This is a genomic window from Variovorax sp. dw_308 (genome assembly GCF_019207085.1).
GTDB lineage: Bacteria > Pseudomonadota > Gammaproteobacteria > Burkholderiales > Burkholderiaceae_C > Variovorax.
Window position 1 is genome coordinate 184,965 of record NZ_JAATOM010000004.1, and the last position, 14,440, is coordinate 199,404.

The following is a 14,440-nucleotide window of genomic DNA, read 5'->3' on the forward strand; positions in this document are numbered from 1 at the left end:
TCTCGAACTCTTTTGCTCATGGACTCCGAACCAACGCTCGACCTCTTGCCACCCGAAGACGATGGCAACGGCATCACGCTGGCCGACTACGCGCAACAGGCCTACCTCGAATATGCGCTGAGCGTGGTCAAGGGCCGCGCGTTGCCCGATGTGTGCGACGGCCAGAAGCCGGTGCAGCGGCGCATTCTCTATTCCATGTCGCGCATGGGGCTCGGCTTCGGCGGCGCCAATGGCACGGTCGGCGCCAAGCCGGTGAAAAGCGCGCGGGTGGTGGGCGACGTGCTCGGCCGCTTTCATCCGCACAGCGACCAGGCCGCCTACGACGCGCTGGTGCGCATGGCGCAAGACTTCTCGCAGCGCTATCCGCTGGTCGACGGCCAGGGCAACTTCGGCAGCCGCGATGGCGACGGTGCAGCGGCGATGCGCTACACGGAAGCGCGGCTGGCTCGCATCACCAGCCTGCTGCTCGACGAAATCGACGAAGGTACGGTGGACTTCGTGCCCAACTACGACGGCTCGACCCAGGAGCCGCGCCTGCTGCCGGCACGCCTGCCGTTCACGCTGCTCAACGGCGCAAGCGGCATCGCGGTGGGCCTGGCGACCGAGATCCCGAGCCACAACCTGCGCGAGATCGCCGATGCCTGCGTGGCGCTGATCAAGACCAACGGCAAGCTCAGCGAGGAAGAACTGTTTGCCATCGTGCCCGGCCCGGACTATCCGGGCGGCGCGCAGATCATCAGCAGCCCGACCGACATCGCCGACGCCTATCGCACCGGACGCGGCTCGCTGAAGGTGCGCGCGCGCTGGAAGATCGAGGACCTGGCGCGCGGGCAATGGCAACTGGTCGTCAACGAATTGCCGCCGGGTGTCAGCACGCAGAAGGTGCTGGAAGAGATCGAGGAGATCACCAACCCGAAGATCAAGACCGGCAAGAAGGCGCTGAGCACCGAGCAGACACAGCTCAAGGCGGCGATGCTGTCCGTGCTGGACGTGGTGCGCGACGAATCGAGCAAGGACGCGGCGGTGCGCCTGGTGTTCGAGCCGAAGACCTCGCGCATCAGCCAGGAAGAATTCATCACCACGCTGCTGGCGCAGACCTCGCTGGAGACCTCTTCGCCGATCAATCTCACGATGGTCGGCATCGACGGCAAGCCGACGCAGAAGTCGCTGCGGCAGATGCTCAACGAGTGGATCGCGTTCCGCGAGATCACGGTCGAGAAGCGCTCGCGGCACCGGCTCGACAAGGTGCTGGACCGCATCCACATCCTCGAAGGCCGGCAACTGGTGCTGCTGAACATCGACGAGGTGATCGCGATCATCCGCGCGGCGGAAGACCCGAAGGCGGCGCTGATCGCGCGCTTCAACCTGAGCGAGCGGCAGGCCGAGGACATCCTTGAAATCCGCCTGCGCCAGTTGGCGCGGCTCGAAGCCATCAAGATCGAACAGGACCTCAAGGGCCTGCGCGAGGAGCAGAAGAAGCTCGAGGACATCCTCGGCAGCCCGGCCGCATTGCGCCGCCTGCTGGTGAAGGAAATCGAGCAGGACGCGAAGACCTTCGAGGACCCGCGCCGTACGGTGATCCAGGCGGAGAAGCGCGCCGTGGCCGAGGTCAGGGTGGTGGACGAGCCGGTGACGGTGATCGTCTCGCAGAAGGGCTGGGTGCGCGCGCAGAAGGGCTGGGCCAGCGAGAAGGCGGCGGGCGGCAACGGCGCGCCGACGGAGTACAGCTTCAAGTCCGGCGACGCGCTGTACGGCGCCTTCGAATGCCGCTCGGTCGACACGCTGCTGGTGTTCGGCACCGCCAAGGACAAGGCGGTGCGCGTCTACACCGTCGCAGTGGCTTCACTGCCGGGCGCACGCGGCGACGGGCAACCCGTGACGACGCTGATCGACCTGGAAAGCGGCACGCACGTGGCGCACTACTTTGCCGGCCCGCTGGGCGCGAGCCTGCTGTTGTCGAACACGGGTGGCTACGGCTTCATCGCGACGGTGGAGAACATGACGTCGCGCCAGCGCGGCGGCAAGGCCTTTGTCGACGTGGGCGAGGGCGAGCAGTTGTGCCGGCCTTCGCTGGTGGGCGGCGCCAGCGGCGCGGAGCCGATGCCGCCTGCCACGCATGTGGCTTGCGCGTCGACCGGCGGGCGCATCCTGACCTTCGAGATCGGTGAACTCAAGGCCCTGCCAAAGGGCGGCCGCGGGCTCACGCTGATCGACCTGGAAGCCAAGGACACGCTCGCGGGCGCCGCGGCCTACACGCGCAGCGTGAAGATCCAGGGCATCGGGCGCGGCGGCAAGGAGCGCGACGAGACGCTGGAGATCCGCACCTTGAACAACGCGCGCGGCACGCGGGCGCGCAAGGGCAAGGCGGCCGACCTGGGCTTCAAGCCGGCCAGCATCACGCGCGTGCAATAGGGTCAGGCAAGGGACAGCCAGATGAAATTTGAACTCGTCACCATCCTGATCTTTGTGGTCAGCAGCATCTGCAGCGTCTATCTCGGTCGCTGGATCGGAAAGGGCCGGCGCGAGCGCAAGGCCAAGCGCGAGCGCGAAGCCGCGCTTGCCAATGAAAGCCGCCAGGCGCGGCGCGCACGCGAGCGGCGCGCGAAGCGCTGACCTACTTCAACCCGGCCCACCAGCGCACGTTGGTTCGCGGCTGGCCGACGGTCACCACCTCGCCGATCTCCGGCGTCGCGAGGTCGATCTTCTTCTCTGCCGCCAGGTCCGCGATGCGGTCGAGCGGTGCGTGCCAGGTGTGGAAGGCGAGGTCGAAGGTGCTGTTGTGCACGGGGAGCAGCACCTTGGCGCGCACGTCCCCGAAGGCCTGGATGTCCTCCTCCGGCGTCATGTGCACCGAGGGCCACCATTCGTCGTACTGGCCGTTCTCGATCATGGCCAGGTCGAAGCTGTCGAATCGCTCGCCGATTTTCCTGAAGCCGCTGGAGTAGCCGGAGTCGCCGCTGTAGAAGATGCGTTGCGGCCCGCTCTGGATCACCCACGAGGCCCACAGCGTTTCGCTGCGATCGCTCAATGTGCGGCCGGAGAAGTGCTGCGACGGCGTGGCGGTCACCTGCACCTCGCCCTGCCTGGCGGACTGCCACCAGTCGAGTTCGGTGATGCGCTCCGCGGGTACGCCCATCGATCGCAGGCGCTGGCCCACGGCCAGTGGCACGAAGAAGCGCTGCGCGCGTAGCGCCAGGTATTCGATGGTGGGAGCGTCGAGGTGGTCGTAGTGGTCGTGCGAGATGATCACGCCGTCGATGGCGGGCAACTGCTGCAGGGCGATGGGCGGTGCATGGAAGCGCTTCGGACCCATGAAGCCGAAAGGCGACGCGCGCTCGCTGAACATCGGATCGATCAGCCAGAACTTGCCGCGCAACTTGAGCAATGTGGACGCATGGCCGATGCGCATGACATGGTTGGCTTGCGGGTCCAGCGCTTCCAGTTGCGCGGTGTCGAGCGGCCGCACGGGAATGGCGTCGACCGGTGCGGCATCGGGTTTGGCGCCGAACAGGAAGCGCCACCAGATCCTGGCCGCGTTGGCCGTGGGCTTCGCGTCTGGATTCGGCGCATTGACGAAGCCGCAGTCCTTGAACTGCGGTGACGCGGCATAGGGTGATTCGCAGGCGCCGGAGTTTCCGCAGGCGGTGACGAGGACAAGGGCGGCGGCGAGCAGCAGGCGGGTGGCGATCATCCGCGCGAGGATAGTGGAAGCGCCTGGATGCTCAGTGCACAGCGAGCGCTGCGCGGCGGGTTCAGGTGAACATGACCTCGAAAGGCCAGGCCGCGCGCGTGACCGCGCTGTTGCAAAGGTTGGGGTCGCCGATGATCGACGGCACGGTTTGCAGCCGGGCCTCGAAGGCCTCCAGCGCCTTGCGCTTGCGGTCCAGCGCGCTGGCGTCGAGCGGGAGTCGACGCGCCCGGCGCCAGGGCAGGCGCGCGTCGCCGGGCGCGGCCCAGTGCCAGGCGCGCACGGGCGTTTCCACGAGTCGAGCGCCGCAGCGGGCGGCGGCGAAGGCGCAGGCATGGCCGGCGGCCTCGTGGTCGGGCGGGCCATCCATGCGCCAAGTGGTGAACACCACGTCGTTCGGCCCCAGCAGCGGCTGCAGGCGTTCGGCCAGCATGCGGCGCAGGATGTTGAGGCTGCCGTCGGGGAAGCCGAGGCGCACCGGATCGTCGACGACGCCCAGGCGGTGCAGCGCGCGGCGGCTTTCGACGGGGAGCATGCGGGCGCGCGGGTCTGGAGGCCAGTGCCGAGTCTCGCTGGAACTGGCGATGCCGTCGGTGACGGCAACGATGCAGATCTCGCGCGCTTGCGCGGCCAGTTGCGCAAGCAAGCCGCCGAGCGCGAGTACCTCGTCGTCCGGATGCGGCGCGACGACCACCGCGCGGGCGCCTGCGGGCACGAGTTCATCGATCGAGATCGGGGCGATGTCGGCCAGGCCGGGCCAGTCCAGCCAGTCGGTCACGACGGCATCTTCAACCGGGCAGTCTTCGCGAAGGGCAGCAGTCAGCATGAGTCTCCTTGCCTCTCTTGTCGGTTTCGCGGTCGTGCTCTGCGACCGGCGGGACGGTCATGGTATGCGCGAAGCGACCTTGTCGGTAGCCGGGATGACCGGCCGCTTGCTCTACGCCATGCGCGCTATGGCGGCGGCCAGGTGCCGGCGTCACAGTGGAGGGCAACGCTGGACAAGTCCCGCGCGTCATGCACCGCCTGCGGCGTTGCAAATCCTCGCCACGGCGCGCGCAACACGGAGGTCTTTGCCATGACGGACAAGCGCTATCCCATCATCTATGTGCGCGGCTACGCGATGACCGCCAACGAGCGCGACGAGACGACGGCCGACCCGTTCTGCGGCTTCAACGTGGGCTCGACGGTGTACCGGGCGACGGTCGACAAGACGGCGGCGGCGCAGAAGTTCGTGTTCGAGTCGCCGGTGGTGCGGCTGCTGGCCGACTTCCAGTACATGAGCGTCTACCAGAACGGGCTCGACATCCTCGACGAGGACTGGAAGCCGCCGCCGGACGAGACCGGGGCGGACGTCGAGGGTATTCCGTCGGCCTCGGTCATCATCTACCGCTACTACGAGACGGGCTCCGACCTGCTCGGCGATGGCAAGGCGCGCGACATCATGTCCTACGCGAAGGGGTTGAACGATCTCATCCTGCGCGTGAAGGACCTGGTCGCCAAGCGTGAGGGGGCGGCCGGGTCGGATGACTTCCGCTGCTACCTGGTCGCGCATTCGATGGGCGGGCTGGTGTGCCGCGCCTTTCTGCAGAACCCCGCGCTCGGCGACGACAAGGCGCGCAAGTGCGTCGACAAGTTCTTCACCTACGCCACGCCACACAACGGCATCGACATCGGCGGCGTCAACGTGCCGAGCTGGTTGACGGCGAACGAGATCAACACCTTCAACCGCGACAAGATCGCCGAGTTCCTGGCCACGCCGAAGATCAACGAGCGCGTCGACTACCTGCCCCCGACGGCCATCGCGCCGGAGCGCGTGTTCTGCATGGTGGGCTCGAACCGCGGCGACTATGAGGTGGCGATGGGCGCGTCGCGCATGTTCGCGGGCCACGGCAGCGACGGCCTGGTGCGCGTGGAGAACGCCACGCTGTGCTTCTTCGACAAGGACGGCAAGGAGCGGCCGGTGGCCACGGCCTACACCTACCGGTCGCACTCGGGCTACTTCGGCATCGTCAACTCGGAGGAGGCGTTCCAGAACCTGGTGCGCTTCCTGTTCGGCGATGTGCGGGTGGACCTCTGGTTCGACGTCGACAGCGTGATCCTGCCGCCGGACATCCCGAAGGACGCCGATGTCGATGCGCTCTACCAGGTCGAGCTACTGGCTGCGCCGCGCGGCAAGCGCTGGTACCTGAGCCGGCGCGTGGCGGAGGAGGATTCGCCGGCCTGCCGCACGCACAAGGAGTTGACCAATCCCGCGACGCCGGAGAAGCGCTCGATCTACCTGTCGACCGTGTTCCTCTCCAACAAGGCGCGCGTGAAGCAGGACCGTCCCACGCTCGCGTACGCCATGACGCTGGGTGTGCGCGTGCCGGACTACCAGGTCAACAAAAAGTTCTGGGTCGACGGCCACTACGAAGGCAGCTCACTGTTCCGCGACACGCTGATCATCGAGATCGAGCCGCCGGCCGCCGACGACACGACCAGGACATGGAAGGTGAAGTACGGCTGGCAATCCGACACCGCCGGCCGCGCCACCGTGCCGACGAACTACAACGACGTCATCGACGGCAAGCTGCAGTTCGTGGTGCCCTTGTCGACGAAGGGCGCGGTGCTGGCTGCGCCGAGCATCTCAGGCAAGGTGCGCTTGTCGGTGAGTGCGTGGAGCTGAGGCTGGCGGACGGCGTTTCGCCGGTTGCCTGAAGACAGGAAGCTCGCCTCCAGGTTCTTGCATTCCCGTCGCAGGATCGCTGACCAAATGGCGGCCGGTCTCGATGCAGCCGGCATCGCAGCCCCCCTCGAAGTCGTACCACTGGCCGCTGTCGTCCAGGTCCCACGGCTGGCCCGCGTCTGTAACAGCACGCGGGCGCGGCTGATGCGGAGGTGCTGCGCACCACAAATTCTTGACGAAATGTTACTGTTTGCGAAAATAAGGGTATAAACCGTTTATATCAATTACAGATTCCTGCTCATGGCAACCAGCATCGCGAACCAGAACCCCGTGCCAACCGACGTCGAGGCCGCGTCCGTCGCAGCCACGCCGTCCATCGACGCCGTTGAGGCATCCGCAGTGCCGACCGAGGCACTGCCTGTGGCCGCGACGCAAGACGCAAGTCCTTCCACCGCTGGCACCCCCAAGACCGCTTCGACGCCCCGCCGTGCGAAGGTCGCCGCCGAGGCCGGGACCAAGGTCGCGAAGAAGGTTGGCGCCAAGGCCGTGAAAAAGGCTGGCGCCAAGGTCGTGAAGAAGTCTGGCGCCAAGGCCGTGAGGAAGGTTGTCAAGAAGGCTGACGCCACGCCCGCCACCAAGACCGGCGCCAAGTCAGTGACCAAGTCAGCGATCAAGACCGCCGCCAAGACGCCCGCCAAGTCGCCAGTGAAGACCGCGACGAAGAAGCGGGTCGCACCGGGCACGAAGCTCGCGTTCGTTCCGCCGCCGGTCAAGGCCCCAGCCGTAGCGGCCCCCGAGGCGCCGAAGCCTGCAAGCGCGCCCGTGCAGAAGCAGGGCAAGCCGAAAGCCAAGGCGGTCAAGCCCAAGTCCGCGGAAATCAAGCAGAAGGCCCCCGGCAAGAATGCGGAAAAGGCCGTGGCTGGCGTCAAGAAGGCGGAGGTTCCGAAGGCAAAGCTCGTTCGCGACAGCTTCACGATGCCCAAGGACGACTACGCGCTGATTGCCGCGCTCAAGGACCGCGCGCTGAAGTTCAAGCGACCGGCGAAGAAGAGCGAGTTGCTGCGCGCCGGGCTCCATGCATTGCAGGCGCTCTCCGCCCCAGCCCTGCGTGAAGCGCTGGATGCGCTGACGCCGTTGAAGACGGGCCGTCCCCGCAAGGACGCGGCCTGAGCCTTCCGCGATCGCCTCAGCCGCCGCTGGCGGTGCTGGCGGCGCAAGGCAGCGTCATGAGTGCCTGCCCCATGCGGATCTGCCGGCCCGGCGCAATGCCCGGGGCGAGCGCAAAGCCGGCGGGCGCGAAGACGATGATGGTCGAGCCGTGCTCGAACCAGCCCATCTCGTCACCCTTGCGATAGTCGGCCGTGCAATCGATGCGCTTCGGCCCGCGGTAGCCCAGGTGCAGCAGCAGGTCCAGGCAGTGCAGTCGCAGGCTGGCCACCAGGATCGCCGCCACCGGCACCAGTGCGATGCGGTGGTCGCTGCCTAGAAGTCGTGCCTCGACCAGCGCGCGCTCGTTGCGACAGAACAGGCGCTCGACGCGCTTGAGCGCGATCGGGTTCACGTTCCACGTATCGCCCGACAGGTAGGTCACTCGCTCGACCCGGCTGTCGTGCGGCGCATGGAAGCGGTGGTACATGCTCGACGTCAGCCGCAGCGTGACGTAGCAGCCGTCGCGGAACGGCTCGAAGGCTTGCGCGTCGCCGAACAGTTCAGCTGCTTCGTACGGAAAGCCCTTCGCCTGGAACACGCGCGTTCCGTCGACCGCGCCGCAGGCGCCGACGATCGCATCGCAGGGGCTGGCCAATACATCGGGATCGCCGTCGACAGAGCGCGCGCCGGGCTTGAGTTCGCGCGTGAAGCAGTCGTGCAGGCTGTCGAAGTGCGTCTTCTTCGAATCGCTCAGGTCGAGTTCGGTGAACAGGCGCCAGACCGCGATCGACGCGTCTCGTACCCAAGGGTTGCGCAACTTGCTGAACCACCCCATGAAGCGCGTCAGCGCCATGCGCGGGACGCGGTTGGTCAGCAGGAAGTTGAGGTCTTCCTGCTGCAGCAAGGCATCGCGCCATCGAAGTGTTTTCATGAGGCTGTCAAGAAGGTGGGATAGACAGGGGGATCGCTCCAGAACTCACCATGCAACCTACATTCCTCCTGTCTTCCGTCGCCGTCGCTTCCCTGCTCGCCACGCTGCCGATGGCCTGGCGGCGGCTCGAACTTTCGCGGGCCAAGCATCCCTCGCTGACCGGCCATTCGCGCATGGCCAAGCGGGTGGCCGCACAACTGCCCGGTTATGCCTACGAGGCCAACGATTTCTTCGATTCCGATGGCGCACCCGAATCGGTGGCTGCGCAGCGGCGCAGCGGCCTCAAGGCCCTGACGCGGCTGTACCGCACGCGCTTCGAGCGTTCCCTGGCCGCCACCTCGCAGGCGCGGCAGCACCTGTCCGACCTGCAGTTCACCAGCAGCTATCGCGTGCCCTTCCAGTTCAGTCCGTACCTGCGCGAGCACCTGCCCGTGGGCGCCTTCGTGCAGGCGTCGAGCGGCGTGACCGTCGAGGACCTCGACGGCAACGTGTTCCACGATCTCACCGGCTCCTACGGCGTCAATGTGTTCGGCTACGACTTCTACAAGTCCTGCATCGCGCAGGGCGCGGCGCGCGTTGAATCGCTCGGGCCGGTGCTGGGGGCGTACCACCCCGTCGTGGCGTCCAACGCAGAACGCCTGTGTGCCATCTCCGGGATGGACGAGGTGTCCTTCCACATGTCCGGCACCGAGGCCGTGATGCAGGCGGTGCGCCTCGCGCGCTATCACACGCGTCGCTCGCACCTGGTGCGCTTCTGCGGCGCGTATCACGGCTGGTGGGAGGACGTCCAGCCGGGCCTGGGCAACCCGCTGCCGCCGCGCGAGACCTACACGCTGCGCGAGATGGACGAGCGCACCTTGCAGGTCCTGCGCAAGCGCCGCGATATCGCCTGCGTGCTGGTCAACCCGCTGCAGGCGCTGCACCCCAACGCGGGCGCGCCGGGCGATTCGTCGCTGGTCGACAGCAGCCGCAGCGCACGCTTCGACCGCGAAGCCTACACGGCCTGGCTGCGTGCCCTGCGCGAGGTCTGCGCCGAGCGCGGCATCGTGCTGATCTTCGACGAGGTCTTCGTCGGCTTCCGGCTCGCGCCCGGCGGTGCGCAGGAGTACTTCGACGTGCGTGCCGACATGGTCACCTACGGCAAGACGCTGGGCGGCGGCTTGCCGATCGGCGCGGTCTGCGGTCGAGCCGAACTGATGAAGCGCTACCGCGAGGAACGCCCGGCCGACATCTGCTTCGCGCGCGGCACCTTCAACTCGCATCCGTACGTGATGGGTGCGATGGATGCCTTCCTCGATCGCATTGCCCAGCCCGAGGTTCGTGCGCTCTACGACGGGCTCGATGCGCGCTGGAACCACCGCGCCGACGTGCTCAACCTTCGCCTGCGCGAGGCCGGCTTGCCGGTGCAGGTGGCCAACCTGTCGTCGATCTGGACGGTGTTCTACACGCGCCCGTCGCGCTACAACTGGATGCTGCAGTACTACCTGCGCGCGCAGGGCCTGGCCCTGAGCTGGGTCGGCACTGGCCGCCTGATCTTCAGCCTCAACTACACCGACGCCGACTTCGAGGAGGTGGCCCGGCGCTTCGTTGCCGCCGCCCGCGCAATGCAGGCCGATGGCTGGTGGTGGCACGATGCCGCGCTGACGAACAAGGCCATCAAGCGCGGCATCCTGCGCGAGATGATCGCGCAGCGCTGGCAGGCGTAGCGACGGCGCGCTCATACGACTTTGCAATCAAGCGCAGAACAAGGCGGAGCGCCGCAGACAGTGCTGTAGCACGGCAAGGCGATCCAACGCAGTTATGCGATTGATTGCGAAGTCGTATCAAGCGCGCTGGTCGACCCGGCCCATCGGATCGATCAGTTCGCCGCGCAGCAGGTGCAGCGGCGCACGCCAGTAGAGCAGGATGTCGTGGAACGGGTCGGTGAGGACCTTGGTCATCCACACCAGGCCGGTCCGCACGTCGGCGATGAAGAACAGGTGCACCGTGCGAAACAGCAGGCCGCCCGCGCCGAGCCACAGCCAGACCATGCCGACCTGGCGCGCGAAGCCCTCGAAGCCGGCGCTTGGCGTCATCAGGCCGAACAGCGAGCGGTCGGACCAGAGCAGCAGCGGTGCCGCGGCCCACAGCGCCATCAGCACCACCTTGCGGCGCAGGTTGTAGCCGACCTTGATATCTTCCTTGTGCTCGTGCGTCGCGCGGTTGACGTGGTCGTAGCCCTTCGGCTCGAAGAAGAAGTGGCCGGCCTGGCGGCTCGTCATTGCCACCAGCCAGGCGAGCAACGCCGCCGCCACCGGGTCGACGAAGAGCAGGGCATAGGCCACCACGAAGCTGATCGCACTCAGCAGGTGCAGCGCCTGGTTGATCCGGCTGTGGTGGTAGTAGCGGTGATCGTCCCAACGCTGGACGGAAAGGGTGCGGAAAAAATCGTTCACGGGCTCTCCTTGGTGGTACGCCGGGCGGCGAGCGCGCGCCCCGGCGCGTGGCGGCATCGTGGCGGGCCTGCGTGACTGTTTGGTGACGCCTTGCGAAGGAATTCTTTTGTACCGTCATCTGGCTGTTGCAATCGGCGGTCAGCATTCGCCGCATGGCTGAATCGCTTCCCCCGATCGTGGTCGACCATCTGCCGCCGGTGCACCGCTCGCTGCGCATCGCGGTCGTCAGCGAGACCTACGCGCCCGAGGTCAACGGCGTTGCGCTTGCGCTGCAGCATGTCGTGGAGGGCTTGTGCGAATTGCGGCACGACGTGCAGTTGATCCGCCCGCGGCAGGCGCCGGACGAACTCGCGCAGCAGCGCACCGGCAGCTTCGAGGAGGTACTGATGCGCGGCATGCCGATCCCGCGCTACCCGGAGATGAAGATGGGCATGCCCGCCAACAAGGCGCTGGTCTCGCTGTGGAGCCAGCATCGCCCGGACCTCGTCTACATCGCCACGGAAGGACCGCTGGGCTGGTCGGCATTGAAGATCGCCAACAGGCTCAAGCTGCCGGTGTGCTCGGACTTTCGGACCAACTTCCATGCCTACAGCCGGCACTACGGCATCGGCTGGCTGTACCGGCCCATCATGGACTACCTGCGCAAGTTCCATAACCGCACGGCCTTCACGATGGTGCCGAGCGAGCGGCTGCGGCAGGACCTGCGCGACAACGGCTTCGAGAGGCTGGTGCTGGTGACGCGCGGCGTCGACACCGCGTTGTTCGATCCCGCGCGGCGCAGCGACGCAGTGCGGCAGTTGTGGGGCGCGCCGCCGGGGACGCCGGTGGTCCTGTTCGTCGGCCGGCTTGCCGCGGAAAAAAACCTGGGCGCGCTGGTCTCCGCGTTCGCGGCGATGCGCCGCAAGCGACCCGACCTGCGGCTGGTGGTGGTCGGCGTCGGGCCGTGGCGCGAGCAATTGGCGGCTGCCGTGCCCGATGCCTTCTTCGCCGGCACGCGGCGCGGCGAGGAGCTTGCCGCCTTCTACGCGTCGGCCGACATGTTCGTCTTCCCGAGCATGACCGAGACCTTCGGCAACGTCACGCTCGAAGCCATGGCCAGCGGCTTGCCGGTGCTCGCCTACGACCATGCCAGCGCGGGGCAGTTGATCCGCAGCGGGCACAACGGACTGCTCGCGCGCCTGGGCGACGAGGACGACTTCATCGCGCAGGGGCTGCGGCTCGCGGGCGACCCCGTGCAGGCGCGCGAGATGGGCCGGCGCGCGCGCCAGTCCGCGACCGGGCTGGGCTGGCCGCGCATCGTGAAGCAGGTGGAAGAGGTGATGTTTGCCACGCTCGCCAGCGGCACGGGTGAACGCGCAGCAGCCGCGCCCATGCGTTCCGTTGCAGGCGTGGCCTGAACGATTCCGCCCGCGTCAGCCTTCCGCCGCCGGCGCCGCGTTGTCGAGTGCATGCTCGCGCCACATGAGCAGCGCGATGGCGCCTGCAACGGTCAGGCCGAAGCCCCACATCAGCGGCACGATCGGCACGTCGAACGCCAACAGCGCGGCATAGCCTGCCAGCATCGCCATCACGCTGAGGTTCTCGTTGAAGCCCTGCACAGCGATCGAACGGCCGGCGCTCAGCAGCGTGTAGCCACGGTGCTGCAGCAGCGCGTTCAGCGGCACCACCAGCACCCCGCCGACCACGCCGACGAGCGCCAGCAAAGGCACCGCGAGCATCAGCGAATGCGTCGATGCGACCACCGGCATCAGCAGCCCGAGCATCACGCCGGCCGGCAGCACCCGCTTGGCTTGCGCCAGGCCGACATGGCGTCCGGCAAAGGCCGCGCCCGCGATCACGCCCACCGCCACCGCGGCCTGCAGGTAGGCGGCGTGGTCGAGCGGCAGCTGCAGCACGTCGGCGGCCCACCGCAGCACCGCGAACTGCAACGTGGCGCCGACGCCCCAGAAGATGGTCGTCACCGCCAGCGACAGGCCGCCGTCGCGGTCGCGCCACAGCGTGCGGCAGGCCGCGCGGAAGTCGCGCATCAATTCGCCACCGTGGATGCGGGTGCGCGGATAGCGCACGCCGCTGTCGGGCACGCGTGCGTTGAGCCATGCGGCGAGCAGGTACACCATGAGCAGCGCCACCATCGAGAGCGCCAGCGTGCTGCCCGCGCCCGGCGCGATGACTCCGAGCCACTCGTGCAACGCGCGGCTCGCGGCCGAGGCGCGCACCAGGTCGGTCACGAGCAGGCCGCCCAGCACGGTCCCCAGCAGCGCCGCGCACACCACCGACACCTCGAGCCAGCCATTCGCCGTCACCAACTGGCCAGGCGCGACCATCTCGGTGACCAAGCCATATTTGGCGGGCGCATAGGCAGCGGCGCCGAAGCCGACCAACCCGAAGGCAAGAAGGGGATGCACCCCGGCGATGAGCATGGCCACGCCCGCGAACTTGACCCCATTCATCACCGTCATGAGTCGTGCCTTCGGCATCGCGTCGGCCAGCGGCCCGATCACCGGCGCCAGCACGACATAGGACAGCGTGAAGCAGAACTTGAGCAGCGGCGCCCACCAACCGGGCAGGCTGCGCTCCTGCAGCAGTGCGATGGCAACGATCAGCAGCGCGTTGTCGGCGAGCGAAGAGAGAGCCTGACCCGCGATCAGCAGGTGGAAGCCGGGCGGCATCACCGGCCCGGCGTCATGTTCTTGTGCATGGGTGGCGATCGTCGCGAAACGATGTGACGGTTGCGTGAACCAGGGTGGTGGGCGCGCCGGGGCAGTCAGGGTGATGCTGTATTGCCCGCGTAAGAATCCGGATCGAGAATGCCGGGGGTGGCAGCTTGCAGCGCTGGTAGGGATGCGCAGCGCAGACGTAGTCTGGCTGTTTTTCTCGATGCCGCAGGCTGTCGCTTTCCAGTTTTCCGCAGGCCATGCGGGCAACGTCGCAAGGCCGCGTCGGGTGACGCGGCGGCATGGCGTTTGCTCCGGCCGAGTTCGATGGCAACAAGAATAGTCTTCGTTTCAAAGCGCAATTCGTTGCGCAGCGTGTTGGCCCAGGCGGTTCTCGCGCACATCGCCGGCGACCGCTTTTCGGCCGTCTCCTGCGGCAATCCGAAGCATGTCGGCGAGTCGGTCCATCCCGCCGCGGTGTGGGCGCTGAGCACCGTCGGCATCGCAGTGCCACAGGTTCCGCCACGGGGCTGGAACGATCTCGCGCGGGCCGGCGGGCCGCGCGTCGATTTCGTCATCACGCTGGACGAGGCAACGCAGTTGCTGGAGCCCAGTTGGCCCGGCCAACCCTATTCCGCGCTGTGGACCTTCCCGGACGCCGCCGCGGCGGACGATGCCGAGCGGGCGGCCCACATCGCCCTCCAGATCCTCTACGGCCTGCGACGCCGACTGGAGCTCTTCACCAGCCTGCCGCTGCAAGGTGCCGACCCGGCAGCGATACGTTCCGACATCCGGGACCTCGGGTACATGGGCTGACGCTGCGTCGGCCTTGCGGCTGCGCGGTGCAGCCAGCAGCCGCCGCGGCCCCTGGATTCATCAGGCTGACATCGTGCGAGCCGAAAGTGCCCGCAGTTTTGC

General features: G+C 67.4%; 12 protein-coding genes. 7 read left to right on the forward strand and 5 right to left on the reverse strand.

From position 1 onward, the window contains the following. Positions 1-18: 18 nt before the first annotated feature. Complete coding sequence (parC, locus tag HCU76_RS10230; RefSeq protein WP_218509154.1) at positions 19-2,412, forward strand: DNA topoisomerase IV subunit A; 2,394 nt, start codon at positions 19-21, stop codon at positions 2,410-2,412. Positions 2,413-2,433: 21 nt separating this feature from the next. After that, positions 2,434-2,613: a hypothetical protein gene (locus HCU76_RS10235; RefSeq protein ID WP_213953482.1), complete on the forward strand. Its 180-nt coding sequence runs from the start codon at positions 2,434-2,436 to the stop codon at positions 2,611-2,613. Position 2,614: 1 nt separating this feature from the next. Here the strand turns inward: HCU76_RS10235 and HCU76_RS10240 are convergent, their stop codons facing one another. Next, on the reverse strand, positions 2,615-3,691 hold the full coding sequence (locus HCU76_RS10240) for an MBL fold metallo-hydrolase (RefSeq protein ID WP_218509155.1): 1,077 nt from the start codon (positions 3,689-3,691) through the stop codon (positions 2,615-2,617). 61 nt (positions 3,692-3,752) lie between these two features. Beyond that, complete coding sequence (locus HCU76_RS10245) at positions 3,753-4,514, reverse strand: PIG-L deacetylase family protein (protein WP_213953484.1); 762 nt, start codon at positions 4,512-4,514, stop codon at positions 3,753-3,755. Positions 4,515-4,763: 249 nt separating this feature from the next. On the opposite strand from HCU76_RS10245, the gene HCU76_RS10250 reads away from it, so the two are divergent. Both HCU76_RS10250 and HCU76_RS10255 read left to right on the forward strand, forming a co-directional pair. Next, positions 4,764-6,353, forward strand: coding sequence for a triacylglycerol lipase (locus HCU76_RS10250; protein WP_218509156.1), 1,590 nt, complete (start codon positions 4,764-4,766; stop codon positions 6,351-6,353). 300 nt (positions 6,354-6,653) lie between these two features. Continuing rightward, positions 6,654-7,523, forward strand: coding sequence for a hypothetical protein (locus HCU76_RS10255; RefSeq protein ID WP_256354114.1), 870 nt, complete (start codon positions 6,654-6,656; stop codon positions 7,521-7,523). Between the two features lie 16 nt (positions 7,524-7,539). On the opposite strand, the gene asd is transcribed toward HCU76_RS10255, so the two are convergent. After that, positions 7,540-8,433, reverse strand: a complete 894-nt coding sequence (asd, locus tag HCU76_RS10260; protein ID WP_218509157.1) for an archaetidylserine decarboxylase — start codon at positions 8,431-8,433, stop codon at positions 7,540-7,542. Between the two features lie 50 nt (positions 8,434-8,483). On the opposite strand from asd, the gene HCU76_RS10265 reads away from it, so the two are divergent. Further along, positions 8,484-10,139 (forward strand): aminotransferase class III-fold pyridoxal phosphate-dependent enzyme, encoded by a 1,656-nt coding sequence (locus tag HCU76_RS10265; RefSeq protein WP_218509158.1) that lies wholly within the window; start codon positions 8,484-8,486, stop codon positions 10,137-10,139. Between the two features lie 117 nt (positions 10,140-10,256). Here HCU76_RS10265 and HCU76_RS10270 read toward each other — a convergent pair whose 3' ends face one another. Further along, on the reverse strand, positions 10,257-10,868 hold the full coding sequence (locus HCU76_RS10270; RefSeq protein WP_218509159.1) for a hypothetical protein: 612 nt from the start codon (positions 10,866-10,868) through the stop codon (positions 10,257-10,259). A 152-nt stretch (positions 10,869-11,020) separates the two neighbouring features. Between HCU76_RS10270 and HCU76_RS10275 the strand changes: the two genes are divergently transcribed. Next, positions 11,021-12,265: a glycosyltransferase family 1 protein gene (locus HCU76_RS10275; protein WP_218509160.1), complete on the forward strand. Its 1,245-nt coding sequence runs from the start codon at positions 11,021-11,023 to the stop codon at positions 12,263-12,265. Positions 12,266-12,280: 15 nt separating this feature from the next. Here the strand turns inward: HCU76_RS10275 and lplT are convergent, their stop codons facing one another. Beyond that, positions 12,281-13,537: a lysophospholipid transporter LplT gene (gene lplT, locus HCU76_RS10280; RefSeq protein ID WP_218509388.1), complete on the reverse strand. Its 1,257-nt coding sequence runs from the start codon at positions 13,535-13,537 to the stop codon at positions 12,281-12,283. A gap of 312 nt (positions 13,538-13,849) precedes the next feature. Here lplT and HCU76_RS10285 point away from each other — a divergent pair, with 312 nt between their 5' ends. Beyond that, complete coding sequence (locus HCU76_RS10285; RefSeq protein WP_213953491.1) at positions 13,850-14,338, forward strand: low molecular weight phosphatase family protein; 489 nt, start codon at positions 13,850-13,852, stop codon at positions 14,336-14,338. The last annotated feature ends 102 nt before the right edge of the window (positions 14,339-14,440 follow it).

What these genes read in the sequence shown, in the direction of transcription:
- parC (WP_218509154.1), top strand. Translation starts at nt 19, where the DNA reads ATGGACTCCGAACCAACGCTCGACCTCTTGCCACCCGAAGACGATGGC.
- HCU76_RS10235 (WP_213953482.1), top strand. Translation starts at nt 2,434, where the DNA reads ATGAAATTTGAACTCGTCACCATCCTGATCTTTGTGGTCAGCAGCATC.
- HCU76_RS10240 (WP_218509155.1), bottom strand. Translation starts at nt 3,691, where the DNA reads ATGATCGCCACCCGCCTGCTGCTCGCCGCCGCCCTTGTCCTCGTCACC.
- HCU76_RS10245 (WP_213953484.1), bottom strand. Translation starts at nt 4,514, where the DNA reads ATGCTGACTGCTGCCCTTCGCGAAGACTGCCCGGTTGAAGATGCCGTC.
- HCU76_RS10250 (WP_218509156.1), top strand. Translation starts at nt 4,764, where the DNA reads ATGACGGACAAGCGCTATCCCATCATCTATGTGCGCGGCTACGCGATG.
- HCU76_RS10255 (WP_256354114.1), top strand. Translation starts at nt 6,654, where the DNA reads ATGGCAACCAGCATCGCGAACCAGAACCCCGTGCCAACCGACGTCGAG.
- asd (WP_218509157.1), bottom strand. Translation starts at nt 8,433, where the DNA reads ATGAAAACACTTCGATGGCGCGATGCCTTGCTGCAGCAGGAAGACCTC.
- HCU76_RS10265 (WP_218509158.1), top strand. Translation starts at nt 8,484, where the DNA reads ATGCAACCTACATTCCTCCTGTCTTCCGTCGCCGTCGCTTCCCTGCTC.
- HCU76_RS10275 (WP_218509160.1), top strand. Translation starts at nt 11,021, where the DNA reads ATGGCTGAATCGCTTCCCCCGATCGTGGTCGACCATCTGCCGCCGGTG.
- lplT (WP_218509388.1), bottom strand. Translation starts at nt 13,537, where the DNA reads ATGCCGCCCGGCTTCCACCTGCTGATCGCGGGTCAGGCTCTCTCTTCG.
- HCU76_RS10285 (WP_213953491.1), top strand. Translation starts at nt 13,850, where the DNA reads ATGGCAACAAGAATAGTCTTCGTTTCAAAGCGCAATTCGTTGCGCAGC.